The sequence below is a fragment of the Streptomyces sp. NPDC017202 genome (assembly GCF_044331705.1).
Taxonomy (GTDB): domain Bacteria; phylum Actinomycetota; class Actinomycetes; order Streptomycetales; family Streptomycetaceae; genus Streptomyces.
This window is the reverse complement of sequence record NZ_JBIRNP010000002.1, coordinates 348,777-374,243: the sequence shown is the minus strand read 5'-3', so window position 1 is coordinate 374,243 and position 25,467 is coordinate 348,777. Positions and strand designations below refer to the sequence as shown.

At 73.8% G+C, this 25,467-nt stretch carries 21 protein-coding genes and 1 pseudogene; 12 read left to right on the top strand and 10 right to left on the bottom strand.

The window, feature by feature from the left end; genetic code table 11:
- Positions 1–127 precede the first annotated feature (127 nt).
- Positions 128–1,102 (top strand): LAETG motif-containing sortase-dependent surface protein, encoded by a 975-nt coding sequence (locus ACH4N1_RS05915; protein WP_398094777.1) that lies wholly within the window; start codon positions 128–130, stop codon positions 1,100–1,102.
- A 140-nt stretch (positions 1,103–1,242) separates the two neighbouring features.
- Here the strand turns inward: ACH4N1_RS05915 and ACH4N1_RS05910 are convergent, their stop codons facing one another.
- The gene (locus ACH4N1_RS05910; RefSeq protein ID WP_398094775.1) at positions 1,243–2,775 is read right to left on the bottom strand and encodes an ATP-binding protein; all 1,533 of its coding nucleotides are present in this window, start codon (positions 2,773–2,775) and stop codon (positions 1,243–1,245) included.
- Between the two features lie 117 nt (positions 2,776–2,892).
- The gene (locus tag ACH4N1_RS05905; protein ID WP_398094773.1) at positions 2,893–3,855 is read right to left on the bottom strand and encodes a nucleoside hydrolase; all 963 of its coding nucleotides are present in this window, start codon (positions 3,853–3,855) and stop codon (positions 2,893–2,895) included.
- Positions 3,856–4,109: 254 nt separating this feature from the next.
- Here ACH4N1_RS05905 and ACH4N1_RS05900 point away from each other — a divergent pair, with 254 nt between their 5' ends.
- Positions 4,110–4,880, top strand: coding sequence for a hypothetical protein (locus ACH4N1_RS05900; protein ID WP_398094772.1), 771 nt, complete (start codon positions 4,110–4,112; stop codon positions 4,878–4,880).
- Positions 4,881–4,970: 90 nt separating this feature from the next.
- Here ACH4N1_RS05900 and ACH4N1_RS05895 read toward each other — a convergent pair whose 3' ends face one another.
- The 5 genes from ACH4N1_RS05895 to ACH4N1_RS05875 all read right to left on the bottom strand — a co-directional run bounded on the left by ACH4N1_RS05895 (position 4,971) and on the right by ACH4N1_RS05875 (position 10,771).
- Positions 4,971–5,702: a GAF and ANTAR domain-containing protein gene (locus ACH4N1_RS05895; RefSeq protein ID WP_398094771.1), complete on the bottom strand. Its 732-nt coding sequence runs from the start codon at positions 5,700–5,702 to the stop codon at positions 4,971–4,973.
- A gap of 106 nt (positions 5,703–5,808) precedes the next feature.
- Positions 5,809–6,096 carry a hypothetical protein gene (locus ACH4N1_RS05890; RefSeq protein WP_398094770.1) on the bottom strand — a complete coding sequence of 96 codons (288 nt, stop codon included), beginning with the start codon at positions 6,094–6,096 and terminating at the stop codon, positions 5,809–5,811.
- Positions 6,097–6,277: 181 nt separating this feature from the next.
- On the bottom strand, positions 6,278–7,630 hold the full coding sequence (locus ACH4N1_RS05885; protein WP_398095256.1) for a helix-turn-helix domain-containing protein: 1,353 nt from the start codon (positions 7,628–7,630) through the stop codon (positions 6,278–6,280).
- Between the two features lie 489 nt (positions 7,631–8,119).
- Positions 8,120–9,406, bottom strand: a complete 1,287-nt coding sequence (locus tag ACH4N1_RS05880) for a hypothetical protein (protein ID WP_398094768.1) — start codon at positions 9,404–9,406, stop codon at positions 8,120–8,122.
- A 63-nt stretch (positions 9,407–9,469) separates the two neighbouring features.
- A complete protein-coding gene (locus ACH4N1_RS05875) occupies positions 9,470–10,771 on the bottom strand; it encodes a PP2C family protein-serine/threonine phosphatase (RefSeq protein ID WP_398094767.1) in 1,302 nt (433 codons plus the stop codon).
- A 146-nt stretch (positions 10,772–10,917) separates the two neighbouring features.
- On the opposite strand from ACH4N1_RS05875, the gene ACH4N1_RS05870 reads away from it, so the two are divergent.
- Positions 10,918–11,376, top strand: coding sequence for a transglutaminaseTgpA domain-containing protein (locus ACH4N1_RS05870; RefSeq protein WP_398094766.1), 459 nt, complete (start codon positions 10,918–10,920; stop codon positions 11,374–11,376).
- A gap of 103 nt (positions 11,377–11,479) precedes the next feature.
- On the opposite strand, the gene ACH4N1_RS05865 is transcribed toward ACH4N1_RS05870, so the two are convergent.
- A complete protein-coding gene (locus ACH4N1_RS05865; protein WP_398094765.1) occupies positions 11,480–12,142 on the bottom strand; it encodes an SH3 domain-containing protein in 663 nt (220 codons plus the stop codon).
- A gap of 177 nt (positions 12,143–12,319) precedes the next feature.
- Here ACH4N1_RS05865 and ACH4N1_RS05860 point away from each other — a divergent pair.
- Positions 12,320–13,222: pseudogene (locus ACH4N1_RS05860) on the top strand (hypothetical protein); the annotation flags it as partial.
- On the opposite strand, the gene ACH4N1_RS05855 reads toward ACH4N1_RS05860, so the two are convergent.
- Complete coding sequence (locus tag ACH4N1_RS05855) at positions 13,137–14,558, bottom strand: PLP-dependent aminotransferase family protein (protein WP_398094763.1); 1,422 nt, start codon at positions 14,556–14,558, stop codon at positions 13,137–13,139. The pseudogene ACH4N1_RS05860 and the gene ACH4N1_RS05855 overlap by 86 nt on opposite strands.
- Positions 14,559–14,685: 127 nt before the next feature.
- On the opposite strand from ACH4N1_RS05855, the gene ACH4N1_RS05850 reads away from it, so the two are divergent.
- From ACH4N1_RS05850 to ACH4N1_RS05840, 3 genes are all read left to right on the top strand, one after another.
- Positions 14,686–15,516: an alpha/beta fold hydrolase gene (locus ACH4N1_RS05850; protein ID WP_398094761.1), complete on the top strand. Its 831-nt coding sequence runs from the start codon at positions 14,686–14,688 to the stop codon at positions 15,514–15,516.
- Between the two features lie 93 nt (positions 15,517–15,609).
- Positions 15,610–15,960 (top strand): hypothetical protein, encoded by a 351-nt coding sequence (locus ACH4N1_RS05845; RefSeq protein ID WP_398094759.1) that lies wholly within the window; start codon positions 15,610–15,612, stop codon positions 15,958–15,960.
- Position 15,961: 1 nt separating this feature from the next.
- Positions 15,962–16,921 (top strand): endonuclease/exonuclease/phosphatase family protein, encoded by a 960-nt coding sequence (locus ACH4N1_RS05840; protein ID WP_398094757.1) that lies wholly within the window; start codon positions 15,962–15,964, stop codon positions 16,919–16,921.
- 218 nt (positions 16,922–17,139) lie between these two features.
- Here ACH4N1_RS05840 and ACH4N1_RS05835 read toward each other — a convergent pair whose 3' ends face one another.
- A complete protein-coding gene (locus ACH4N1_RS05835) occupies positions 17,140–19,224 on the bottom strand; it encodes a PhoX family protein (protein WP_398094755.1) in 2,085 nt (694 codons plus the stop codon).
- Between the two features lie 252 nt (positions 19,225–19,476).
- On the opposite strand from ACH4N1_RS05835, the gene ACH4N1_RS05830 reads away from it, so the two are divergent.
- The 5 genes from ACH4N1_RS05830 (at position 19,477) to ACH4N1_RS05810 (ending at position 25,466) form a co-directional block, all read left to right on the top strand.
- Positions 19,477–21,366 carry a VWA domain-containing protein gene (locus ACH4N1_RS05830; protein WP_398094754.1) on the top strand — a complete coding sequence of 630 codons (1,890 nt, stop codon included), beginning with the start codon at positions 19,477–19,479 and terminating at the stop codon, positions 21,364–21,366.
- A gap of 119 nt (positions 21,367–21,485) precedes the next feature.
- Positions 21,486–23,216: a methionine--tRNA ligase gene (gene metG / locus ACH4N1_RS05825; protein ID WP_398094752.1), complete on the top strand. Its 1,731-nt coding sequence runs from the start codon at positions 21,486–21,488 to the stop codon at positions 23,214–23,216.
- Positions 23,217–23,456: 240 nt separating this feature from the next.
- Positions 23,457–24,374 carry a hypothetical protein gene (locus ACH4N1_RS05820; protein ID WP_398094750.1) on the top strand — a complete coding sequence of 306 codons (918 nt, stop codon included), beginning with the start codon at positions 23,457–23,459 and terminating at the stop codon, positions 24,372–24,374.
- Positions 24,375–24,522: 148 nt separating this feature from the next.
- On the top strand, positions 24,523–25,011 hold the full coding sequence (locus tag ACH4N1_RS05815; RefSeq protein WP_398094748.1) for a hypothetical protein: 489 nt from the start codon (positions 24,523–24,525) through the stop codon (positions 25,009–25,011).
- Between the two features lie 89 nt (positions 25,012–25,100).
- The gene (locus ACH4N1_RS05810; RefSeq protein ID WP_392242038.1) at positions 25,101–25,466 is read left to right on the top strand and encodes a PH domain-containing protein; all 366 of its coding nucleotides are present in this window, start codon (positions 25,101–25,103) and stop codon (positions 25,464–25,466) included.
- Position 25,467 lies beyond the last annotated feature (1 nt).

Below are 25,467 nucleotides of genomic sequence, written 5' to 3'. Positions count from 1 at the left end.
CATGTGACCGATGGGCCCGGTGTTTCTTCCGAACTCTTCTGGACCGCCGAGCTGCGCCGTCACCCGGGCATCGCCGTGCCGCGACGCCGCCGTGACGGGCACTCGCACTCGCCAAGATGGGAATCGCATGTCCATAGCGAGACGTGTTTCCGTGCGCCGCCTGCTGGGGACGGGCGCCGCGTCACTCGCCCTGTGCACCGCGTCCGTCGCCGCCGCCTCCGGGGCCTGGGCCGGCACCGGGACGCCCGGCGGCGACGGCTGGAAGTCCGGCGGCCAGTACCAGCCGGGCACCGGGGCGGGCACGGAGACGGAGACCGACCGCTGCCAGTTCTCGCTCGACGGCACGCACTTCTACGACTCCGTCAAGGTCGACGACCAGAACCTGAAGCCGAGCGGCGACGGCAAGGTCCACCTCACCGTGCGGGCCGCCGACAAGGCCACCACCTGCACCGCCTCGCTCGCCTCCTACCTGGCCCACGGCCCGGACTTCCGGACCTCGGGCGAGCAGGTCTTCGTCGACTTCGACACCGTGACGCTCCAGCCCGGCGCGACCGGCACCCTCGACATCGCCGTGCCCGACGCGGGCTGCTACGCGCAGATCGACCTCTACCGGGGCGCCGTGAAGTTCGACGGCAGGCTCGACGCGAAGGACGGCTTCGACCACGGCGACCTGCCCAAGGGCCCGGACCGCCCGGTCATCAAGGACAAGCTGATCGCGGCCTGGAACGGGGGCACGAAGTACTGCGCCCCGTCCGAGGAGCCGCCCGCCGAGCAGCCGCCCGCCGAGGAACCGCCGGCCGAACAGCCGCCCGCCGAGCAGCCCCCGGCCTCCCCGTCCACGGAGGCGCCGCCGTCGACGCCGTCCACCGGGACGCCCCCGGAGACCACCCCCGCGTCGACCCCGTCGCCCTCCGCGCCGGAGCCGTCCGCCTCGGAGTCCACCCCGGCCGCGGCCCCCACCCCGAACGGCGGTGGCGGCGACCTCGCCGAAACCGGCGCCGACAGCAACACCCCCGTCATCGCGGGCGGCGCGGCGGCCCTGCTCCTGGGCGGCGCGGCGATCGTCGTGGCGACCCGCCGCCGCAAGGGCAACCAGGCCTGACCCTGCCGCGAACCGCGGTGAACGATCTCGCGAACCGGCCGCCCCGACGTCTCCAAGGCGCGGGGCGGCCGGTTTTTCCTCCCGTCGCCCGTCGATCGGCACGGTTCTCGCAGAGGGCTCCCTGAGCCCGGCCTCGCCCGTCAGGGCAGCACAGCCGTCGGCATCGCACGACCGTAGAGTTCGTCAAGCCCGATCAGCAGGGCATGGCCTCGCTCCGCTTCGGCCCTCAGCGCGTCGCTGAATCCCGCGGCGCTGAAACAGGCCAGCCCACATCGCGTGGTGTCCATGCCTCGTCCCGTCAGGAGATCCCTCGCCCGGCGGAGCCGCTCCAGGTGGTTCAGACCCATGACGGTCCCCCACTTCGCCTCACCGAGCAGGGTGACGGCGGCCCTGGTCCCCCCGGATCCCGGTTCGACCGCGGCCACGTCGACCTGGATCTGCCGGCGTTCCCTCGGGTCGGTCACCACCCCGTGTCCGACCTCCCCCAGTGACGTGCCGAGCAGAGAACGCCCCGGCCCGAGCACGTACTCCCGGCACACCGCCTCGAAGTGCGGACCGGCCACCTGGGCCGCGAAGCGCTCGGACGACTGCGCCCACACCTCTGCGGCCTGTCCGCTCTCCAGCCGTGCCCAGGCCGGGCGCATGACGGCCTCATAGAAGTTGATCAGCGGCTCGGTGATGCGGTACTGGGATTTCCCGGCCCGGAAAACGTCCGTCTCCCGCACCAACAGGTGACTGTCCTCCAGGACATTGAGCGGATGAGAGATGTCCACGGACTTGCGCCCTATGTAACCGGCGATGCCACCTCGCGTCGTGTTGCCCTGCGCCACAGCGGCGAGCACCGAGTGGTAGAGCGCGGTGTCACGGATGTCCGCCTCCTCGGCAAGCAGATACCGCGCTTCCCGGAACAGCGGACTGAACGGCGCGAGGACGGTGCGGCAGACCCAGTCGTCGAAGTCACCCATGCTCACCGGCACGTCGTCCGCCAGGAACTGACGACGGTATGCGGGAGTGCCTCCGAGGACGGCGTGCAGCCGTGCGGCGAGCGCGGGGTCGTCGCCGACGCTCCAGAAGTCCGCGGCGGCCCGGTACCCGAAGGGCCGTACGACCAGTTCCAGCTGCGCCCTGCCACGCAGAGGAGCGGTACTGGCCAGCAGCCCGCCCATGACGGACATGGCCGAACCGCACAGGAGCAACCGCATACGGCTCTCCTCCACCTGGTGCCGGTCGATCTCGCGCTGGATGAGTGAAGGCAGTTCCGGAGCCACCTTCACCAGGTACGGAAACTCGTCGATGACCACGAGCAGCGGGGCGTCCGTCGTCGCCCCACCGGCTGCCCGGCGTTGGGGGGCGGCGACCCCGAAGAGATAGGAGACCGCATCGTCCCAGGTGGCGAAGGAGAAGGACACGGGAGAGCCGGTGAACTCGGCCAGCGCGGAGCTGAACTGTCGCAGGGACTCGGCCTCCGTCGCCGCCGTGGCACCGAAGTAGAAACCGCCGTACTGCTCGACAAGAGCCCGGAGCAGATACGTCTTGCCCATGCGGCGTCGGCCGCTGACGATCCCGAGCATGGCGTGCGGGACCGGACGTCCCGCGAAGGCGGCCAGCGCGTCCCACTCGGTACCGCGGTCGAACACACGCGACGGCTTGTCCCGCCAATACGGAAAGGGCAAGGAGACTCCTTAGGACTACACTCCTAAGGAGTGTAGTCCTAAGAATTCCTCCACGTTTACCCTTTTGCCCTTTTGCTCTTTTGTTCCCTTTCTCGGCACGCGAGGGTCAGCACACCTCTAAGCCCCCTCGACGACCGTCAGCCACAGCTTCACGTACCGCTCCGCGTCCACCTCCAGCCCCACGTCCACCAGGGACTGTTCGCGCGGGCCGTGGTGGATCTCGGACTCGCCGGGGCGGGGGCGGCGGTCCACAACGGTCTGGCCCCGGGTGGGACCCGGGGCCAGGCTCACCTCGACGGGGAGCGGCTCGGTGGTCAGGCCGCCGGGGTCGACGACCGCGCAGACCGCGCCCGCGTCGCCGAGACCGCCCGTGGGGGTGGGGTCGCCCGAGGTGGCCGGATCGCGGTGGGCGAGGAGTTCGCCCGCCAGGCGCAGGCGGGGCTCCGCACCGGCCCGGAGCCGCTGGACGTCGGCGGCCGGCACCAGGACCCTCTTGAAGACGTCCAGGCCGTACATCGTGATCGGGACCCCGGCCGTGAGCAGGATCGCGGCCGCCTCCGGGTCGTGCCACACGTTGAACTCCGCGACCGCCGTCGCGTTGCCGGCCGCGACCGCCCCGCCCATGAACACGATCCGCTCGATGTTGCCCACCACCTCGGGGTGCGTGCGCAGCAGCAGGGCGATGTTCGTCAGGGGCGCCATGGGGATCAGGGTCACCGGCCTCGGCGAGGCGAGGATCTCGCGGCGCAGCAGCGTCACCGCGTCCACGTCGACCGGGCGGCGGGTGGGCGCGGGCAGCCCGAGGTCTCCCATCCCGTCCGCCCCGTGCACGTGCCGTGCCGTGCGCACCGGCTCGATCAGCGGGCGCTCGGCCCCCCGCGCCACCGGGATGTCCCCGGCTCCGGCCTGCTCCAGCACGGTCAGGGTGTTGCGGACGACGCCGTCCACATCGGTGTTCCCGGCCACACAGGTGATCGCCCGCACGTCCAGCCCCGGATGCCGTACGGCGAACAGCAGGGCCAGGGCGTCGTCGACCCCGGTGTCACAGTCGATGATCACCGGAATGGGCTGACCGGTCACGGCGGTGCTCCTCTGCGTCCTGAATACGGGGCGACTACGTCCGTCGACCCTACGCAGGGGACCACAGTTCGGTCCCGCGAGCCGGTGGTTAACCCGGACGGACCGCCGCGCTGGTCGGCCGGCGGTGGCGGTGGTGCCGTGGGAGGGAGCACCCCCGCGGTGCCGGGACGGACGCCCCCGCGCCCCCGTACCCCCGCGCCCCGCCCGCGGAACCCGATCCGGTGCGCACCGGCCACTCCAGGAGGCACCCCCCGATGACCCGCCGTACCCTCCTCGCCTCCGTCCTCGCCGTCACCGCCCTGGTCACCGTCGCCTCCTGCGCCACCCTCGGACTGGAGCACCCGCCGACCGCCCGGCCCGCCCTGCCCACCGTCGAGAAGTCCGGCCCGGACCGGCCCAGCGCGCCGGCCGCCTCCCCCGTGCTCACCGACGCGCAGGCGCACGCCGCGCTCATCACGGGCACCGACCTCGGCGAACCCTGGACCCCGACGCGCGGCGCCGCCACCTGGCGGGACGGCGTGCTCAAGGCCACCACCCCCACCGCCGACTGCCAGAAACTCCTCGACGGCCTCTACAGCGACGAACTGCTCGGCGCCCCGCCCCGCGCGGTCGTCGCCCTCGACGACGCCGACACCGGCGCCCAGCTCCGCTACCAGGTCAGCGACCGGCGGCCCGCCGACGTGGACCGCACCCTCGCCTGGCTGAAGACCCTGCCGCAGAAGTGCGCCCGCTTCACCGCCAAGGCACCGGACGGCACGGTCCTCGACGCCACCGTCACCGAGCAGCCGCTGCCCGAGGTGGGCGACGTCCGCCAGGGCCTGCGCGTCACCCTCACCGACTGGGACACCGACGGCGACCCCGTCGCGCTCGCCCTCGACGTCGCCGTCGTCCGCGCCGGCCGGGACGCCTTCGCCCTCACCAACGGCGGCCTCACCGACGTCCCCAACGAGGCGACCCAGGCCGCCGTCCAGCTGGGCGTGCAACGCCTCACGGAGGTGCGGAAGCAGGGGCGGGTCCAGGTGTGAGGGGCGGGGCCGGGACCGGCGGGCCCCGCCTCGGTCCGGTCCTCCTCAGTCCGGTCCTCCTCAGTCCGGTCCTCCTCAGTCCGGCCCTCCTCAGTCCGGCCCTCCTCGGTCCGGGTCGAAGCGGGTCGTGCCGGCCACGACCTCCCGGGCCACGTCCATGACCATGCGGCCCTCGGCGAAGGCGTGGGCCCGCAGGAGGGCGAGGGCCTCGTCGGGGTGGACCCCCCGCTGGGCCATGACCATGCCGACCGCCTGGTGCACGCCGTCGTGGCCGGTGGCCAGCGGGCTCAGCCAGACGCCGTCGCCGTACCGGCCGGCGTCCTCGTCGTGGGGCAGGGCCGTGAGGGCCACCGTCAGCGCGTCCGCCACCAGCCGCGCCGTACGGACCTCGTCGGCGGCCAGCTCGCCGGGGACGTCCCGGTAGAGGTCCAGGGTGCCCACGCACACCGCCGGGTCGCCCAGGGGCAGCGCGTACACCGCCCGGACCCCGGCGGCCGCCGCCTGCTGCGCGAAGACCGGCCAGCGCGAGGCGTCCCGGCCCGCCGTGAGGTCGGAGGCGAACACCGGCGCGCCGGTCTCCGCCGCCCGCAGGCAGGGGCCGTCGCCCAGTGTGGCCTGCACCTCCATCAGGTGCGCGGCCCGCTCGCCGCTCGCGCTCACGGGTACGGGCATCCCCTCGCCGCGCAGTGACACGCTCGCGCCGATCACCGGCAGCAGCCGTACCGCCGCGGCGCACAACCGCTCCGGCACGTCCCGGGGTTCGGCGCCGCCCACTTCCTGGGCGATCACCTCCGCCGCCCGTTCCCGGTTCCGGTCGGGCACGGTGATCACCTCCGCCCGCGCGTACGGCTCAGGACTCCCCGTAGCCCGCCGGGTACCGCCCTCACCGGCGCCGGAAACCGGCCCGGCCCAGGCCTTCTCGTACGGGTCACGCGGGCTGCCGCACCCGCGTGACCGTCACCGCGTCGGGGACCGGCGGCCAGGCCGCCTCCGAGCCGCGGGCGCCCTCCGGGTGCCGGACGCCGGTGACGGCGACCCACGTGCCGGCGGGCGGCGCGTCCGCGCCGTGGACCTCGGCCTTGCCGGTGGTGGCGTCGGCCGCGCAGCAGGCGACGGCGAGCAGCGCGGTGCCGCCGAGCACGGCGTGCACGAGCGCCCGTACGACGGTCCGCAGACCGTCGGCCACCGTCCGCCGTTCCCGCACGCCGTCGGCCACCGTCCCTTGTTCCCGCACGCCCGTCCCGCCGCCGTCCGCCGCACTCCGTCGCGGGCACGCCGGCGACGCCGCCCGTGCGGGACCCCGGCTTCGGCGGGGAGCGGCCGGTGAGGGCCGGGGACCGGTGAGGGGCCCGCCGACGGGGCCCGCCACAGCGGGTGAAGGGCCGCCGCGGGGCCCGCTACAGCGGCGGCTGGGCCGGTGCCGGCCCCAGGGTCGTGGTGCCGGGGGCCGTACGGTGGCCGAGGCCCGTGCGGTAGGCGTCCAAGGCGGCCTCCACCCGGCCGGTACGGCGCAGCAGGTCTCCGAGGAGACGGCACAGGTCGGCGAGGTCACCGGCGGCGCCCGCGCGTTCCAGCAGGCTCAGGGCGCGGACGTAGTGCTCCTCGGCGGCGTCGGTGTCGCGGGCGTCCTCGGCGATGATGCCGAGCAGGCGGTGCGCACCGGCCGCGTGCACGGCGCCGCGCTCCGAGGACAGGTCGCCGAGCACCCCGTGCAGCAGGGCGGCGGCCTCCTCGGACTTCCCGCGGCGGTGCAGGACGTCGGCCAGCTCGACGGCGACCTGGCTGATGTAGAGGGCGGCGCGCTGGGCCGAGAGCATGGCCTGCGCCTGCTTCAACTCATCTTCGGCCCGCTCCAGTTGGTTGTTCTGGGCGTAGACGTAGCCGCGCATCCAGTGGCAGTTGGCGAGTTCGGTGCGCAGCTGGAGCTGGCGGTACAGCTCGGCGGCCTTGGCCAGGGAGGCGTCGGCCTCGGCGAGACGGCCCTCGGCGAGGAGGGTGCGGGCCACCGAGCGGTGCATCCGGGCGACGAGGGCGGGATCGCCGGCCTGCGGCGCGAGCGCCAGGGCGAACTCGGCGGCCTGGGCGGCGCGGGCCTGGGCGCCCATGTCCATGTAGGGGCCGATGACGGAGGCGTAGAGCAGCAGCAGCGCGTCGGGGTCGTGCAGACCGCCGCGGTTCAGCTCGTCGAGGGTGGACTCCAGCAGGTAGACGGCGTAACGGAGTTCACCCGTCAGGTAGTGGGCGACGGCCCGGCCGCGCAGGGCGGGGACGCGGGCCGGGAGCGGCGCGTGCGCCAGGCAGCGCTCCGCCCGCTCGAAGTGTCCGCGGGCCGCCTCCAGCTCGCCGGTGTCGATCCCGCACTCCCCGAGCCCCAGCAGGGCGGTGGCCTGCTCCTCGACGAGGCCGTGCTGCTCGGCCTCCGCGAGCAGTTCCGTGAACTGCCGTGCCGCCTGCTGCGCCTCCCCGGTGGCCAGGGCGCGCTGGGCCTCGGTGAGCCGCAGCCGCAGACCGGTGACGAGCCGGGCGGAGCGGCCGGTGGCCAGCTCCTCGACGTCGACGCCGAGCCGCTCCGCGATGTGCCTGAGCGCCTCGTCGGAGGGCCGCACCCGGCCGGCCTCCAGCGTCGAGACATAGGCGGGGGTGTAGGTCGGCTCGGCCAACTGGCGCTGAGTGAGCCCCTGTTCGACCCGCAGCCGCTGCACCCGGCGTCCGATGACCTCCGGTTCGTCCCGCTCACCTACGGCCCGAATCACCCTCAACTACCCCTGACCCTCTTGCCGTTCGGCTTGCGCAGCCCCTAGGTTAAACGGCGTGTTAAGCATGCTTAATACACGGTTGACGTGACGGCCGCTGCCGTTCCCGCTTTTTGCCCACCGTCCCGTCCACCGCCGCTTTTCGCCCTCAGCCGCCGACGACGTTGCGAGGTTGCCGTGCAGGAACGCACATCCGCACCCTACGGGCGCCCCTCATGGCGATACGCCAGAGCCGTCGCGGCGGCCGTCATAGCCGTGGCGGCCCTCGTCACCGCCGCCAACGCGGTCCCGGCCCGCACCGCGGACACCCCCCAGCTGTCGACCGGCGTGGAGCGCGCCGGCGAGTAGGGGGCGCGGACCCGGACCGGCGGCCCCCGACTCCCGCAGGCGGGCGGGGCCGACGAGGTTCCACAGGTCGCGGCGGAGGACCGGGTCCCGGCGCCCGCAGGCACGCGGGCCCGGCGCCCGCAGGCGGGCGGACCGGTCCTACCCCTGCGTCTGGAGCTGGCGGAGCTGCTCGCGGACGTGGTCCAGGGCGCCCTGCCGGCGGCCCGGTACCCGGCCGCGCAGCTCCGCGAGCGCCGGGCCGAGGTCGCGGGCCCGGTCCCGGTCCGTGACGCGCCCCCACTGGTGGTGGGCCCGGTCCACGGCCGCCTCCACCGGCGCCGCGTCGGCGGGCTGCCCCGCGGCCAGCCGCGCCGCCGCGACCGCCATCCAGGTACGGCAACTGCGCTCGGCGTCCCCCGCGAACATCGCCAGATCGGCCCGCACCTCGGACCAGTGCAGCGCCTGCTCCGACCCGGCCCCGTGCGCGACGAGCGCGGCCTGCTCCAGGCGGGCGGCGAGAGCGTCGGCGGCGGAGTGGTCTCCGGCCTGGACGGCCGCCGTGATGCGGGCGTGGGGGTCGTCCGCCGGCCCGTCCGGCGTGTGCGGACGAGGGCCTTCCAGGGCCGGCAGCGGGAGTCCGGGGGCGCCGCCCCCGGGGGCGGCGGGGAGGGAAGGGGCGGCGGGGGCGACCCCACCGGGGACCCCCGCCCCCGGACCCGGCACGGGGCCCGCACCCGGCACTGGACCAGCACCCGTACCCGGCACTGGACCCGCACCCGTACCCGGCACGGGACCCGCGCCCGGCCCCGCAGGCGAACCCGTCCCCCACAGCACCAGGTCCCCCACCTCCCCCTCTCCGGCGATCCTCGCCAACGCCGTCTGGTGCAGCTGCTCCGGCCCCGGCCGCCCCCCGCTCCGCAGCACGGTGGCGATCGCCTTCATGTAGGTGGGCGCGGCCACCTTCCGCCGCCCCGCCGGAGGCGCGACCCTCCCGTACGCGGCGACCCCCGCCCCGCACTCCAGCCCCCGTCCCCGCAGCCATCCCCAGGTCTCGGCGTCCGCGTGCAGGTCGAGCAGCAGCGTCGTCGTCCCGGGCGCCCGCAACCGCAGCTCCTCACGGAACCAGTGCCAGGGGAAGCCGGTGTAGCGCACGGTCGACGGCGTCGTACGGGCCAGCGCCAGATGCGGCAGCCGCTGCTTGCGGTCGAGCTGGAGCTGCCCGGCGACGAACACGGTCAGCGGTCCGGGCGCCGCCGCGGCGGCCCGCAGCCGGGTCAGCACGGCCTGCGGCTCCAGCGGATCGGCGAGTTCGACGACGTTCGCCGTGTCGGTGCCGGCCAGGACGGCGGGCGGCACGGCCGCCAGCACGGGAAGCACGGATGCCGCGTCCACCAGGCACCCCTTGCCCACGGGTGAGGCCGCGAGCAGCAGCACGGTTCCGGGCATGGTCCCTCCCCCTGTCGATCACGTACGTCAGCACCGTAACCGCTGCTGCTGCAAACGGGGGCCTCAGGTCTGCAAACGTCCCCCTACGGGGCCTTCGTCTGCGTCCGTGCCCCGCCCGTCCCGCCCGTCCCGCCCGTCCGGCCCGCCCCCCGTGCCCCGCCCGTCCCGCCCGTCCGGCCCGCCCTGCGTGCTCCCCGCGCCCCGCGGCCGTACCGCGAAGATCGTCGTGTCGTCGATGAGACGGCCGCCGCAGTGCCGCAGCGTGCGGTCGCGGACGTAGGCGACCAGGCGGCCGGGGGCGGCGGTGCGCGGATCGCGGGCGAGGCCGTCGGCGACGTCGTCGGCGAGGGGGTAGAAGGCACCGGCGCGGTCCCGCGCCTCGGTGACGCCGTCGGTGACGAGCAGCAGCGTCTCCTCGGGGGCGACGGCGGCGCGCAGCACCGGCGGAGGGCCGCCGCGGGCGAGTTCGGCGAGGCCGAGGGGGAGTCCGCCGCCGTGCGGCAGCGGCCGTACGCCGCCGCGGCCGACGGCGAGCGGCGCCTCGTGACCGAACACGACCACGTCGACCACCCCGTGCTCCCCCTCGGGGAAGGCCAGCAGGACGGCCGTGGCGAACCGGTCCCCGTCGGCGCGGCCGAGGGCGACGGTGTGGGCGCGGTGGCGCCGCATCCGGGTCTCCAGCCGGTCGGCGACCGTCGCCAGGTCCGCCTCGTGGTAGGCGGCCTCCCGGAAGGTGCCGAGGAGGGCGGCCGCCGCCTCCACCGCGCCCAGCCCCTTGCCCTGGACGTCGCCGAGGAGGACGCGGGTGCCGTGCGGTCCGGGCTGGATGTCGTAGAAGTCGCCGCCCACGCGCGCGTCGGCGTCGGCGGCGAGGTAGACCGCGGCGTGGTCGAGGCCGCCCCAGCCGGGCGGCAGCGGCCGCAGCACCGTACGGCGGGTCGTGTCGGCGATGTTCCGCATGTGCAGCATCCGCCGCTCGCCGCGCACCCGGAGCGCGGCGGCCAGGACCGAGAGAGCCCCGCCGACCAGGACGAGGACGAAATCGCCCGCACCCTCCCGGTACTCGGCGGGCCAGGCGGAGTCCGCGCCGACGTAGGTGACGAGCGCCAGGACGGCGAAGAGGGCCGTCGTCCGCACCCCGCACAGGACGGCGGCCAGCGCGGCGACGAACACGCACCAGGAGACGACGCGGAACTCCCCGCTGGTGGTCAGGTCGACGACGGCGATGACGACCAGCGTCAGCAGCGGCACCAGCCAGGTGACGCTGTGGCCGCGGAACTGCAGCAGCTTCTGCCGCTCCAGCACGTCCCGGCGCCCGGCGCGCGGGTGGCGGGCGAGCAGCCCCTGGCCCCCTCGGTCGCTCACCGCCCCAGCGAAACACGCCCGCGCGGGCGCCGCACCCCGGCCCGCACCCCGGCCCGCACCGCGCGGGAGGCGCCTCCCACCGACTTGCCGCCGCCCCCGCCCAGGTGTGCCCTGGAAGCGGGGGACCAGCAGAGAGGAGTGCTCCCATGGCTCATGCGGCACCCACACCGGGCATGCGCACGCCGGCCCTGACCGGGCCCCGGGCGGGCGGCCTGCCCGACGTCTTCGACGAACGGACCCACGCGGTCGCGAAGTGGGCGGTTCCCGTCGCGCTCGGGCTGGTCTACGGCTACTGGGCCGCGGCGAACCGGCGCAGCGGCGGGCCGATCACCGGCTGGAACGTCCTGTTCGGCCTCGTGACCGCGCTCGTGTTCATCGCGCTGTACGTCGGCGTCCGCGCCGTGGCCCCGAGGCTGCGCCGCGAAGTGCACGCCCTGCTGTGGGCGGCGTTCGCCGGGTGCGCGACCGGATTCCTCGTCAACCAGAGCGGATCGAGCACGCTGTACTCGGCGGGCGTCTCGATCGCGGTCGCGGCGGGCTTCTTCGCGGTGATGTTCTACCGCTACTACACGCACGAGGACGCGGAGGGGCACCGCATCGGATAGCCACCCGACCGGACGGCAACCCGATCGGACAGCCACCCGTCCCCTGCCGCACGTGGGCCCCGGCGGTTCTCGCCGGGGCCCACGTCTTCCCTCATCCCTCCACTCACCGGACGAGCGGGACCCACACCCACTCCTCCGGCGAGGCTCCGGTGGTGCCTCCGGCGGCGCTTCCCCCGTCGCTTCCGGTGGCGCTCCCCTCGACGCTCCCCGTGGCACTGAAGCTCCACGAGCCCGAGAAGCTGAAGCTGAAGCCGACGGAGCCGGATCCGGTGACGCTCCACGGCTCGTCGTCCCAGGCGTCGTTCCAGTTGGCCCAGTCGTCGTCCTTCCAGCGCGGGCAGGGGTCGGCGCAGTCGGGCACCCGCTCGCCGCCGGTGGACACGAAGGCGGCACTGGCCCAGGCCCGCGCACCGGCCAGCCAGTACCAGTGCGCGTCGCCGTTGACGCTCTGCCCCAGCACCCGGCACTCCACCAGGTCCCGGCTGCCCGGCGCGAGCGTGCCGGCGGAGGGCGCGTGCGTGGTGGGTGCCTGCCGCAGGGTCAGGTCGGTGCGGGAGGTGACGGTGCCTCGGACGGCACCGGAACCGCTGTGGCGTGTCGCCGGGACGTCGGTGGAGGCCGACGGAGCCGCCGCCGCCGTGGTGCCGAGCGCCGCCACGGCGAAGGTGCCACCGCTGAGCAGGGCCACGGTCAGAGTCCGCAGGGCGGGTGTCCGCGGGGCGGTCGTCCGCAGGGCGGTCGTCCGCAAGGCCGGAGTGATGCGCATGATCGCCTCCTTCTCCCCAGATCCATGAGACACCCGTTCGGGTGATCGCTCCACCGGAGGGCGGAATCCCCAGGTCCGGCCGAGGGCCACCCGAGCGGCCGTACCCGTCCCGCGGCGGCCCACCCGAGTGGCCGCCCCCTGCTCGCGCGTCCGGCGCGCACGGCCTTGCCTGGAGGCGTGTCCCGACGTCTGCGGACCGCCGTGTCGGCCGCCCTCATCGCGCTGTCCTGCCTCCTGATGCCCTTCGGCGCACTGGCGGCCTGGGCGGCGTACGGCCTCACGGACACCGGCCGGTACGTCACCGCCATGGCGCCGCTCGCCGCCGACCCGGCCGTACGGGACGCCGTGGTCGACACGGTCGGCGACGGCATCCTGCGCAGGGCGGCCGCCGAACGCGGCCCGCTGCGACCCGAGATGACCCCCTTCGTGCACGACGCGCTGCGCTCCTTCACCCGCACCCGCGCCTACCGCACCGCGTGGGACGCGGGCAACGAGGCCGCGCACAGCGCCGTGATGTCGGCCCTGCACGACGACCGCGACCGCGACGTCACCGTCGACCTGGCCCCGGTCGCCGCCCGCGTCCGCGACCGGCTGGCCGCCGACCACGTGGCGTTCGCCGACCGGGTCCCGCTCGCGCACACCCGCGTCGCACTGCTCCCGGCCGATGAGCTGGCCACCCTCCGGAAGGGCTACCGCGTGCTCGACCTCGCCGGTTTCTGGCTGCCCCTCGCCGCCGTCACCCTCGCCGTGACCGGCATCGCCGTCGCTGCCTGCCGCCGCCGCGCCCTCACCGCGGCGGCGCTGGGCACGGCGCTGGGCGGCGCGTTCCTCGGCCTCGCGATCGCCGTCGCCCGCCACCTCACCCTCACGGACCTGGCCGACGGGGCCGGCCGTCCCGCCGCGGCCGCCGTGTACGACGCCCTCACCGCCACCCTGCGCACCGCGTCCTGGTTCCTGCTGGGCGTGGGTCTGACGGTGGCGGCGGGGGCGTGGCTCACGCGGTACGTGCGGGTGGGACGCCTGGTCCGCCGACGCCGGGTGACGGCTGCGGCGGCCCCGACGGCCGGGGCGGCTCCGACGGCCGGGGCGGCTCCGACGGCTCCGCTGCGATCCGGGCCAGTAGCCGCAGCGCCCGCTCCAGCTCCCCCTCCGCCGCGGACGCCAGGCCGAGTCTGACCGCGTCCGGGGTGCGGTGCGGGTCGACGGTGAAGGCGGTGCCGGGGGTGACGGCGATGCCGTGCGCGGCGGCGGCGGCCGTGAAGGTGTCCGCCCGCCACGGCGCGGGCAGCTCCCACCAGGCGAAGTAGGCGTGCGGATCGGTCCGTACGGCGAACGCGCCCAGGTGGGCCGCGAGGATCCGCTGGCGCCGGGCGGCGTCCGCCCGCTTCGCCGCCACCAGCCGTTCCACCGTCCCGTCCCCGGCCCACCGCACGGCCGCCTCCAGCGCGAACCGCCCCGCGCTCCACCCCCCGGACCGCACGGCGGCGGCCACCGCGTCCACCCGGTCCGGCGGTACGACGAGGAAACCGGCCGTCAGTCCCGGCGCGACCCGCTTGGACAGGCCGTCGACGACGTGGGTCAGAGCGGGCGCGTGGGCGGCGATCGGGGTGGCGTCCGGACGGAGGAAGGACCAGACGCGGTCCTCGACGACGGGCAGCGCCAACTCCACGGCTGCAAGGGCGAGTTCCCGCCCGCGGCGCTCGCTCGTGGTCAGCGAGGTCGGGTTGTGCAGGACCGGCTGGACGTACAGGGCGGCGAGGGGAGCGGCCCGGTGTGCGGCGCGCAGGGCGTCCGGCCGCAGCCCCTCGCCGTCGCCGCCGATCGGCACGAGCACGATCCCCAGCCGGGCGGCGATCTCCTTGACCAGCGGATACGTCAGCTCCTCCACGCCGACGCGGCCGCCCGGCCGGACCAGGGAGGCGAGCGCGGCGGCGACGGCCTGGCGGGCGTTGCCCGTGAACAGGAGCCGTGCGGGCTCGGGACGCCAGCCGGGGACGGTGAGCAGCCGGGCCGCCGCGGCACGGGCGGCGGCGGTGCCGTCGGCCGCGGCGGTGCGCATCGCCTCGGTCAGCGCGTCGGCCCGCAGCAGCGGCGCGAGACCGGCCGCGAGCAGCTCGGACTGGCCGGGCGCGGTCGGGTAGTTGAGTTCCAGGTTGACCGGCGCGGCCGTGGCCGGTTCGACCAGGGCGCGTCCCTGGGGGGCGGGCGGCGCGGCCCGCACGAAGGTGCCCCGGCCGACCTCGCCCACCACCAGCCCGCGCCGCACGAGTTCGCCGTAGACCCGCCCGGCCGTCGAGGGGGCGATCCGGTGCGTGCGCGCGAACCGCCGCTGCGGCGGCAGCCGCTGGCCCGGCGCCAGCCGTCCGCACGCGATGTCGTCGGCGAGGCGGTCGGCGATCGCCCGGTAGTCGCTCACGGCCACTCCCACTCCTCGGCCCCGCCCCTCGCCCCCCGCCCCGGCCCTCTCGGCCTCGGCCCTCAACATTGCACCGAGAGCAAAGATCTTATTGCACCGAGGAGTTGGGCGAACCTAGGGTCGACGCATGGCACCCTTCCTCGCATACGAGGACAAAGGCACGGATACCGCCGGCCGTATCCCCCTGGTCCTCGTCCACGGCCACCCCTTCGACCGCACGATGTGGGCCCCGCAACTGGAGTTCTTCGCCCCCACCCGCCGCGTCATCGCCCCCGACCTGCGCGGTTACGGCGCCTCCCCGGTCACCCCCGGCACCACGCTCCTCTCCCGCTTCGCCGAGGACGTCGAGGACCTCCTCGACGACCTGGGGGTGGACGCCTTCGTCCTCGCCGGCCTGTCGATGGGCGGCCAGATCGCGATGGAGTGCCGGGCCCGCCTCGGCGACCGGGTCCGGGGCCTGGTCCTCGCCGACACCTTCGCCGAACCCGAGACCCCCGCCGGCCGGACCGCCCGCAACGCCCTCGCCGACCGCCTCCTCACCGAGGGCATGCGCGGCTACGCCGACGAGGTCCTCCCGAAGATGGTCGCCCCGCACGCCCCGGCCGCCGTCAAGGCCCACGTCCACCGCATGATGACGTCCGCGCCCCCCGAGGGCGCCGCGGCGGCCCTGCGCGGCCGGGCCGAACGGCCCGACTACCGCCCGCTGCTCCGCCGCGTCACCGCCCCCGCCCTCGTCGTCGTCGGCGCGGACGACGAGTTCACCCCCGTCCGCGACGCGGAGACCCTGCACGCCCTCCTCCCCGACTCGGCCCTGCGGGTGATCGACGGCTGCGGCCACCTGCCGAACCTGGAGCGCCCGGCCGAGTTCGACGCGGCGCTGGCGGAGTTCCTGGCGCGGGTGGACGGGGCCGGACCGCGGGTGGACGGGGCCGGACCCGGCGGCCGGCACGGCGGGTGACACGCCCGGCGGGTGACACGCCCGGCGGGTGACACGCCCGGCGGGACGGCAAACCCTTGGCCCGCCGGCCGTCCCCGCCTCTACCGTCGTCCCATGAGCAGCACCACGACAACGACCCTCTGGCGGCCCACCGGCCCGGAGGAACTGGCCCTGGTCGAGGCCTCCGGGTGGCGGGGGTGGCCGCCGCGCCTGCCCGAACAGCCGATCTTCTACCCCGTGCTGAACGAGGACTACGCGATCCGCATCGCCCGCGACTGGAACGTCCCCGCCTCCGGCGTCGGTTACGTGACACGGTTCGAGGTGGAGAGCGACTTCCTCGCCCGCTATCCGGTGCGGCGGGCCGGCGGAGCGACCATCCTCGAACTCTGGGTACCGGCGGAGGAGATGGACGATTTCAACGCGCACATCGTCGGGACCATCGACGTCGTACGGGAGTTCCGCTGACGTGCGGCCACGGCACGGGCGGGCCTTCGGGGCGTGGTGCGCCGGGCTGCTGCTGGCCGGGGTGAGCGCCGTCGTCGCGTGCCGCGCGGCCGGCACCGACCTGCGCACGCCGGTCCCCCAGCTGCTCGCCTTCCTGCCCTGGCTGCTCGTCCCCACCGGGGTCGCCGTGCTGCTGTCCCTGCTCGCCCGCTGGTGGCCGGGGCCGGTATGGGGCGTCGTCGTGCTGGGGCTGCTCGCCTGGTTCATCGAGCCGTACGGCAAGGCCGACCGGCCCGAGGGGCCCGCCGTCGCACGGCTGCGGGTGCTCGCCTCCAACGTGGAGTTCGGCCGGGCGACGGACGCCCTCGTCACCGCCGTACGCCGGGAGGAACCGGACGTGGTGTTCGTCTCGGAGTGCGAGTACGGCTGTCAGGCCACCGTGCGCCGGGAACTCGGGACGGCGTTCCCGTACCGGCGGGCCGTCGAGGGGGACACCTCCGTCGGGTCCGTCGTCCTCAGCCGGTTCCCGCTGACGCCCGCCCCCGCCGTACCGGGCCGGATGGGCATGCCCGGTGCCGTCGCCGACGTCGACGGGCGGCCCGTACGGCTCCAGCTCGCACACCCCGAGCCGCCGCTGCCCCGGCAGGTCAGCCTGTGGAAGCGCGAGCTGGGGCGGCTGCGGGACTTCGCCGACGACCACCGCGACGACGGGCCGCTGATCCTCGCCGGGGACTTCAACGCCACCCAGGACCACGCCGCGTTCCGCCGGATCCTCGACACCGGACTGCGCGACGCCGCCCGGCTCGCGGGCAGCCCCCGGGAACCTACCTGGCCCAGCCGCACCACCCCCGTCCTCGGCGCCCAGATCGACCACGTCCTCGTCTCCGGCGAGTTCTCCGCGACCCGCGCCCGCTTCCTCGACCTCCCCGGCACCGACCACCGCTCCCTGCTCGTCGACGTCACCCTCCACCGGACCGGGTGAGCCGGGGCGGGGGCCGCGGGAGCTACAGGGGCCGCGGGGGCCGTGAACGCGACGACGGCGGCCCGGGTCCGCGTCGAGCACGGAACCGGACCGCCGTCGGAGGCGGGGATCACCCACGTCGCCCGGCGACCGGGCGAGCCGCCGGAAGGCCTGCGCGAGGAGGCGGCGGCGAGGCCTGTCGCCTCACCGCACCACCACCCGCAGCTCCCGCTTCCGTCTCAGACGCCGATGTCCTCGCCGTCCTCGCGCCACACCGACACGACCGCCGGGCGGACGATCTTGCCGGGCCCGTCGGGCCAGGTGCTCTTCGGGTTCTCCACGGAGGCGCCGTCCAGCTCGCCCGGGTGCTGCACGGCGACCAGCACACGCCGCTCCTGGATGAGCGGACCGCAGGTCTCGGCGCCCGAGGGCACCGTCAGGAACTGCTTCAGCTCACCGCGCCGCGAACCGCGGGTGGCGACCCCGAACAGCCCGTCGTGCGAACCGAGCTGCGAGCCGTCCGTGGAGATCCACAGGTTGCCGTAGGAGTCGAAGGCCACGTTGTCCGGGCAGGAGATCGGGCTGACGGCGTCCTTCGGGAAGCCCGCGAAGTACGTCGCCGGGTCCGCCGGGTCACCGGCCACCAGGAACAGCGACCAGGCGAACCGCGTCGACTCCGGACGGTTCCAGCGCTCGGTCAGCTCCAGGACGTGCCCGTGCTTGTTGGCGTTGCGCGGGTTGGCCTCGTCCGCCTTGGCGTTGGAGCCGACCCCGCGGTTGCTGTTGTTGGTCAGGGCCACGTACACCTTGCCGGTGACCGGGTTCGGCTCGATGTCCTCGGGGCGGTCCATCTTCGTCGCGCCGACCTTGTCACCGGCGAGGCGGGTGAAGACGAACACCTCCTCGGCGGTCATGCCCTCGACGTGCGAGACGGCGCCCTTCGCGGTCGCGGTCGCCAGCGGGATCCACTCGCCGGCGCCGTCGAACTCGCCGTCGGCGGGGAGCTTGCCCGTGCCGTCGATCTCGATCGCGGGGGAGTCGCCGGTGAGCCTGGCGACGTACAGCGTGCCCTCGTCCAGCAGGGAGAGGTTGTGCTCGCGCACGGACCGGCCGCTGCCGTGCCGCATCCGCTTGCTGCCGACGAACTTGTAGAAGTAGTCGAAGCGCTCGTCGTCACCGGAGTAGACGACCGGACGGCCGTCGTGCGTGAGCCGGACGGTCGCGGCCTCGTGCTTGAACCGTCCCAGCGCGGTGTGCTTGCGCGGCGTGGACGACGGGTCGTACGGGTCGAACTCGACGACGTAGCCGAACCGGTGCACCTCGTTCGGCTCCTGGGCGACGTCGAAGCGCTTGTCGAAGCGCTCCCACTTGCGCTCGGTGGCCCCGGTCCCGATCCCGTAGCGCTTGTCGGTCGCGCGGCCGCTGTTGGCGAAGTACTGGTTGAAGTTCTCCTCGCCGTGCAGCGTCGTGCCCCACGGGGTGGTGCCGCCCGAGCAGTTGTTGAGCGTGCCGTACACCTTGGTGCCGGTCGGGTCGGCGGAGGTCTTCAGCAGGTCGGACCCGGCGGCGGGCCCGGTCAGCCGGAACTCGGTGGTGGCGGTGACCCGCCGGTTCAGGTGGTGCCGGGGAACGGCGACGAGCTTGCCGGTCCTGCGGTCGCCCTCGACCACGACGGCGGACAGGCCGTGCGCGGCCCAGGCCACTTCGACCTGCTGCCGGGTCGGGTTGGCGGCGTCGTAGCCGCGGAACATGAGCACCTCGTCGGTGTACTCGTGGTTCGCGACCAGCAGCTGCCGGTTCCGCTCGCCCGGCAGCGGCAGCAGCGCCAGGAAGTCGTTGTTGTACCCGAACTGACCCGCCTGGGCGGCCGCCGTCTGGTTCTCCGGGTCGAAGGCCGGCGCCCCGCGCAGGATGGGCTCACCCCAGCGGATGACGACGTTCTGGTCGTACCCGTCCGGTACGACGACGGCGTCGACGGTGTTCGGCGCGACGCTGCCGTAGCGCAGCCCGCGCGCGCCGGACGGCTTCGACGGCTTCGAGGGCTTCGACGGCTTCCCGTGGCCGGGAGTGGCCGCGGTGGCCGGACGCGCCCCGGCGACACCGGCCGCCCCGGCGGCGCCCGCCACCGTGACGACGGCGGCGGCGCGCATCATCGAGCGGCGGCTGAGGGCCCCCGCGATGACGTCACCGACGTACTCGTTGTCGCTGGTGTTGGGCACCTCGTGGAAGCAGGCGTCACCACACCGGAAACGACAGGTCATGGCGGAGCGTCCGCCCGGATGCGACGGGGACGGTGTTCCGATGAGCGGCAGCAGCTTGCGCACCTTTGATCTCCCTTGCGTGCCCTTGGTATGGGCGTGACGGTAGGGGCACGTATGTGCGGAGGCGCTGACGCTGAGTGAACGACGGGTGAATCCCCGGCTGCCACCGGGGTGTTCACGGGGCCGGGAGGCGGTGTTGACACACCCGCCGGACGCCCACTCACCCCTGCCGAAGATCACCCCCGGAGGCCGCTAACCTTACGTGTCCGTCCTGGCCAGGGATTGACGGAACAACTCACGCGAAGGGTTGCGCACATGGGCATTCTCACTCTCCTGCGGAACGCATTCGGCCGTTCACGCAAGGGGCGCACCGCCGAGGCGGAGGGTGCGGCACGGATTCCTTCGCAGCCGGAACCCGCGAACCACCCCGAGCCGCAGCCGACCACCACGACCGAAGCGACCACGACCGAGTCGGCGGCCCCCGCCCCGGTCGTCCCCGCCCCCACGCCCGAGCCGGTGGCCCAGGTCCCCGAGCCCCGCACGGCGGCGGAAGAACACGAACTGGTCGCGGCGGCCTTCGACAACGTCACGGTCCCGGACCTGGCAACCCCCCCGAAGACGACCACCGAAGCCCCCCCGGCCTCGGAAAAGCCCGAGCCCCCGGAGGAGCCGGCCGCAAAGACCGAAACCCCGGAGGAGCAGCCCGCCCCGGAGGAGCCCGCCGCCGCGGAGGAGCCCACGGCCACGGAAGAGCCCTCGACCACGGAGGAGAGGGTGACCGAGCCGGCGTCGGAGACGGTGACCGAGCCGGTCACGGAACCGGTGGCCGAGAAGGACGAACCGGCTGTCCCGGAACCGGTCGCGGAGCCGGTGGCCGAGAAGGACGAGCCGGCTGTCGCGGAGCCGGTCGCGGAAGCGACTGCACCTGCGGTCGAGGAGCCCGCCACCGAGGAACCGGCCGAGGACGTGGCCGAGCCTGCCACCGAGGACCAGGCCCCGGAGACGACGGAGCCTGCGGAGGTGGCTCAGGAGCCCGAGGCCAAGGCGGAGGCGGAGGTCACCCCCGAGGCGGAGCCCGAGGCCAAGGCGGAAGCCGAGGTCACCCCCGAGCCCGAGACCGAGACGAAGCCCGAGCCCGAGCCCGAGCCCGAAGCTGAGGCCGAGCCCAAGGTTGAGGCGGAGGCGGAGCCCACGGCCGAGGCGGAGCCCGAGCCTGAAGCGAAGCCCGAGGCTGAGGCACAGTCCGAAGCCGAGGCAGAGTCCGAGGCGGAGGCGAAGGCAGAGGTCGAGGCCGAGGCAGAGCCCGAGTCCGAGGCTGAGGCGAAGGCAGAGGCCACACCCGAGCCGGAGGCCGAGAGCGACACGGCTGAGGCCGAGCCCGCGGCCGCCGACGGCGAGGACGCCCCACAGGGGCCACCCGCACACGACATCGAGACCCGCACGGGTGGTGCGGGTGGGAACGACCCCGCCGAAGGCGAAGCCGAGGCGGAGGCCCCCGAGGCGGAAACCCCCGAACCGGCGGAGCCAACCGCGGAGCCGACCGTCCCGCCCCACCTCACCACCGCCCACCGCGCAGCCGCGGCCACCCTCGCCAAGCTGGACCTGGCCGCCGCCGAGGCGGACGTCTACCTCGTCCTGGACCGCTCCGCGTCCATGCGCCCGTACTACAAGGACGGCTCCGTCCAGGCCCTGGCCGACCAGACCCTGGCCCTCGCCGCCCACCTCACCGGGGACCCGGCCCCCACCGTCCACGTGGTCTTCTTCTCGACCGAGCTGGACGGCACCGCCGACCTGGCCCTCACCGACCCCGAGAGCAGGATCGACGACCTGCACGCGGGGCTGGGCCGCATGGGCCGTACCAGCTACCACGTCGCCGTGGAGGCCGTCGTGGCGCACCACGACAAGCTCCACGAGGAGCGCCACGGGAAGCGCGAGTCGTCCCGCCGCCCCGCGCTGGTGGTCTTCCAGACGGACGGCGCCCCGGACGCCAAGACCCCCGCCACCCAGTCCCTCGCGGACGCGGCGGAGAGCCACCCCACCCTCTTCTTCTCCTTCGTCGCCTTCGGTGAGCACGACAACAAGGCGTTCGACTACCTCCGCAAGCTGAAGACCGGCAACACGGCGTTCTTCCACGCGGGCCCCACTCCGCTGGAGCTCACGGACCAGGAGCTGTACGAGGGCGTACTGGCGACCTGGCGCCCGTAGGCCTCGCGAACACCTTCCGTACGCCGCCCGCTTCCCACCCCGTAAAACGGGAGGCGGGCGGCGTACCCGTGTCGGCTACGATTTGAGTTCCGTACATAGCAACCTGGGAGCAGCCCCCGATGGCTCGACACCTCATCACCAGCGCCCTTCCGTACATCAACGGAATCAAGCACCTGGGCAACATGGTGGGGTCCATGCTCCCGGCGGACGTGTACTCCCGGTACCTCCGCCAGCGCGGCCACGACGTCCTGTACATCTGCGCGACGGACGAGCACGGCACGCCGGCCGAGCTGGCGGCGAAGGAGCAGGGCCTGCCGGTGGCGCAGTTCTGCGCGCAGGCGCACGACGCCCAGAAGGCGGTCTACGACGGCTTCGCGCTGGCCTTCGACCACTTCGGCCGCAGTTCCTCGCAGCAGAACGTCGAGATCACCCAGCACTTCGCCCGCCGCCTGCACGAGAACGGCTTCATCGAGGAGCGGGCGATCCGGCAGGTGTACTCGCCCGCCGACGGCCGTTTCCTCCCGGACCGCTACGTGGAGGGCACCTGCCCCCACTGCGGCTACGACAAGGCCCGCGGCGACCAGTGCGAGAACTGCACGCGCGTCCTGGACCCCACCGACCTGATCGACCCCCGCTCGGCGATCTCCGGCTCCACGGACCTGGAGGTCCGCGAGACCAAGCACCTCTTCCTCCTCCAGTCGAAGCTCCAGCACGAGGTGGAGGAGTGGGTGTCGCGGCACGAGGCGCACTGGCCCCAGCTGGCCTCCTCCATCGCCCGCAAGTGGCTGACGGAGGGCCTGCACGACCGCGCGATCACCCGCGACCTGGACTGGGGCGTCCCGGTCCCGGCCGACACCTGGCCGGACCTGGCAGCCGAGGGCAAGGTCTTCTACGTCTGGTTCGACGCCCCGATCGAGTACATCGCGGCGACGAAGGAGTGGGCGGACGCGGCACCCGAGGGAGAGGTCCGCGACTGGAAGTCGTGGTGGTACGAGGCCGACACGAGCGAGAACCCCGTCCGCTACACGGAGTTCATGGCGAAGGACAACGTCCCGTTCCACACGGTGATGTTCCCCGCGACCGAGCTGGGCGTGCGCGAGCCGTGGAAGATGGTCGACTACGTCAAGGCCTTCAACTGGCTGACGTACTACGGCGGCAAGTTCTCCACGTCCCAGAAGCGCGGCGTCTTCACCGACCAGGCGCTGGACGTCCTGCCCGCCGACTACTGGCGCTACTTCCTCATCGCCAACGCCCCCGAGTCGGACGACTCGTCCTTCACATGGGAGCACTTCACGGCCACGGTCAACAAGGACCTCGCCGACACCCTCGGCAACTTCGTCAACCGTGTGCTGTCGTTCTCCAAGAAGCGCTTCGGCGAGGAGGTCCCGGCGGGCAGTGCGCCCGGCGAGGCCGAGGAGAGGCTCGGTACGGAGATCGCGCGTCTCCTCACCGAGTACGAGGAGCAGATGGAGGCGCTCCAGTTCCGCAAGGCGGCCGCCGCGCTGCGCGCGCTGTGGTCGGCGGGCAACTCCTACCTGGAGGAGAAGGCCCCCTGGCTGGAGATCAAGACCGACAAGGACGCCGCGGCCCTGACGCTGCGCACGGCGATGAACCTGATCCACCTGTACGCGGTGGTCTCGGAGCCGTTCATCCCGGCGACGGCGAAGGTCATGCGCGAGGCGTTCTCCCTCCCCTCCGACACGGCGACCTGGGTCACCGAGGCGGAGGCGAGGGCCCTGACCGCGGTCCCGGCCGGCACCCCCTTCGCGGTCCCTCCGGTCCTCTTCGCGAAGCTCACGGACGAGGACCTGGAGACGTACAAGGAGCGCTTCGGCGGCCAGGAGGGATGACCTCGTCGACGGCGTAGTACGTCACGACGCCGACGATCCACCACGTCGACGACGCCCCGGGCCACGCCCGCACGACCGTCGTCCGGCCCGCTCACCCACCGGCACCGCCGACGGGTGAGCGGGCCCGGTCGTTCACCGGCAGCGACGAGCATGGCCGTTGAACGTTTCTTCGCCCCTCGAAAGGGTGAACACCTCCACATCGGCCGGATATCCACCCATCAGCGCATCTACGTTGCGCACATGGTCACATCAACCCACGAGGCCGCACACCGGATCTTCCAGGACCATCCGGAAGCCCTCGATCTCGTCTTCGAGACGCTGGGGGTCCCTCCCCCGGCCAAGGAGGACTACACGGCCCTAACCCCCGACGCCACGGAGATCCGACCGCTGGAGCGCCGTGTCGACACGGTGCTGAAGGTCGAGCCGCCCGAGGGGGAGAGCTATCTGCTCGCCATCGAGTCCCAGACCAAGCAGGACCCGGACAAGGCGGCGAGCTGGTCCTACTACGTGGCGTACCTGAGCGCGAAGTACGCCATGCCGGTGCTGTTGGTCGTGGTCTGCCGGGACCGGCCCACGGCGAACTGGGCCGCGGGCCCCTTCCCGTGCGCCGTGGGCACCTGGACGACGCAGGTCACGCATCCCTTCGTGCTGGGACCGGACACCGTCCCGGAGATCACCGACGAGTCGACGGTGGCCCGGCAGCCGGCACTGGCGGTGCTCTCCGCGATCGTTCACAGCGAGAGCCGTAGGGCCCCCGCCATACTGGAAACGCTGGCCCGCGGATTCCAGTCGCTCGGCCGGGGCCCCACGAAGTACTGGTGCGAGGCGACCGAAGTCGGTCTGGAGAACACTCCAGTCAGAGTGAAATGGAGAGAGCTGATGTCGAAGGTCATCACCTACTTCCCGGGGCACGGGACGCTGTTCGAGGAGACGTACCTGGAGGGCAAGGCGGAGGGCCTGACCGAGGATCGTGCCTCGCTCGTCCTGCGCGTGCTCGACAAGCGGGGCGTCGACGTCCCGGAGGGCACGCGCGAGCGCATCACCTCCTGCACCGACCTCGACACCCTCACCCTCTGGTTCGACCGGTCCCTCACCGCGACCACGGCCGACGACCTGTTCGCCGACACCCCCGGGAACGACTCGCCTCCAGCCTCCTGACCGCAGGACGGTGGCACGGGGAGAGGGACCGGCCGCGTCCCTCTCCCTCAGCCGGGATCGGATGCCGGGCAGGACAGGGAACGGCGGGACAGGTGGAGGGGTGGTCCCCCGCTTCGGCATGTTCCCGCTAAGCCGTATGGTTTCCGCCATGGCAGTTCCCGAGGTCGTTCCGATCGCCTACCAGCCGAAGCACCGCACCGAGTCCATCGGGCGGTACGCGGACGGCCAGTTCCTCGCGTCGGTCACGTACGCCTTCCCGCAGGGCTTCCGTCCCGACGACGGCTGGGAGGAGCACAAGCGCCTCTACACCGTGCTGCACACCTTCGACGCCGAGGGCCGCTACCGGGACTCGGACATCTGGTGCGCCGGCACCTGGGCGCAGCAGCAGCGCGCCCCCCACGGCGACGACTCGCCGCTCACCCGCGCCCGCGTCCGCCTGGCCGGCCTCCTGCGCAGCCTGCCCCGCCGCTCCTACACGGACATAGCCGTCCGCCCCTTCCAGGTCACCCACGAGGACGTCCTGTTCGGCCTGGTGGTCCGCAAGGACGAGGACGGCGACGAGGACGAGGACTGGGCGGAGCTGTACCCGGACCGGCTCGGCTTCGGCGCACCGTGGAACGGCACGTACGACACCTGACGGCAGCCCCGCCCGACGCGGCCGCGCAACTGTTCGGCCTCCCGGCGGCGTCCTCCCCTGCGACACCGACGACACAGCGGGGGACCTTCATGGCTCTGTTCGGCAATGCCCACACCATCGACTCCGGGACGGCCCAGCAGGACTACGCGCGGCTGCTGGGTCAGGGGGAGCAGGTGCACGCCGCGTACCTGCTGATCCGGGACACCATCCTGTTCACCGACCGGCGGCTGCTGCTGGTCGACAAGCAGGGCATCACCGGGAAGAAGGTGGAGTACCACTCCGTCCCCTACCGCAGCATCACGCACTTCGCGGTGGAGACCGCCGGCACCTTCGACCTCGACGCCGAGCTGAAGATCTGGGTGTCGGGCACGGCGACGCCGATCCAGAAGACGTTCACCAAGGGCGTGGACATCTACGAGGTGCAGGCGATCCTGACGCAGTTCGTGGCGGGGTAGC

Bases quoted from the DNA above. Each gene is read 5' to 3' on its own strand.
- ACH4N1_RS05915 (WP_398094777.1), top strand. From the start codon at position 128: ATGTCCATAGCGAGACGTGTTTCCGTGCGCCGCCTGCTGGGGACGGGC.
- ACH4N1_RS05900 (WP_398094772.1), top strand. From the start codon at position 4,110: ATGACCCGCCGTACCCTCCTCGCCTCCGTCCTCGCCGTCACCGCCCTG.
- ACH4N1_RS05880 (WP_398094768.1), bottom strand. From the start codon at position 9,406: ATGCCCGGAACCGTGCTGCTGCTCGCGGCCTCACCCGTGGGCAAGGGG.
- ACH4N1_RS05870 (WP_398094766.1), top strand. From the start codon at position 10,918: ATGGCTCATGCGGCACCCACACCGGGCATGCGCACGCCGGCCCTGACC.
- ACH4N1_RS05865 (WP_398094765.1), bottom strand. From the start codon at position 12,142: ATGCGCATCACTCCGGCCTTGCGGACGACCGCCCTGCGGACGACCGCC.
- ACH4N1_RS05850 (WP_398094761.1), top strand. From the start codon at position 14,686: ATGGCACCCTTCCTCGCATACGAGGACAAAGGCACGGATACCGCCGGC.
- ACH4N1_RS05845 (WP_398094759.1), top strand. From the start codon at position 15,610: ATGAGCAGCACCACGACAACGACCCTCTGGCGGCCCACCGGCCCGGAG.
- ACH4N1_RS05830 (WP_398094754.1), top strand. From the start codon at position 19,477: ATGGGCATTCTCACTCTCCTGCGGAACGCATTCGGCCGTTCACGCAAG.
- metG (WP_398094752.1), top strand. From the start codon at position 21,486: ATGGCTCGACACCTCATCACCAGCGCCCTTCCGTACATCAACGGAATC.
- ACH4N1_RS05820 (WP_398094750.1), top strand. From the start codon at position 23,457: ATGGTCACATCAACCCACGAGGCCGCACACCGGATCTTCCAGGACCAT.
- ACH4N1_RS05815 (WP_398094748.1), top strand. From the start codon at position 24,523: ATGGCAGTTCCCGAGGTCGTTCCGATCGCCTACCAGCCGAAGCACCGC.
- ACH4N1_RS05810 (WP_392242038.1), top strand. From the start codon at position 25,101: ATGGCTCTGTTCGGCAATGCCCACACCATCGACTCCGGGACGGCCCAG.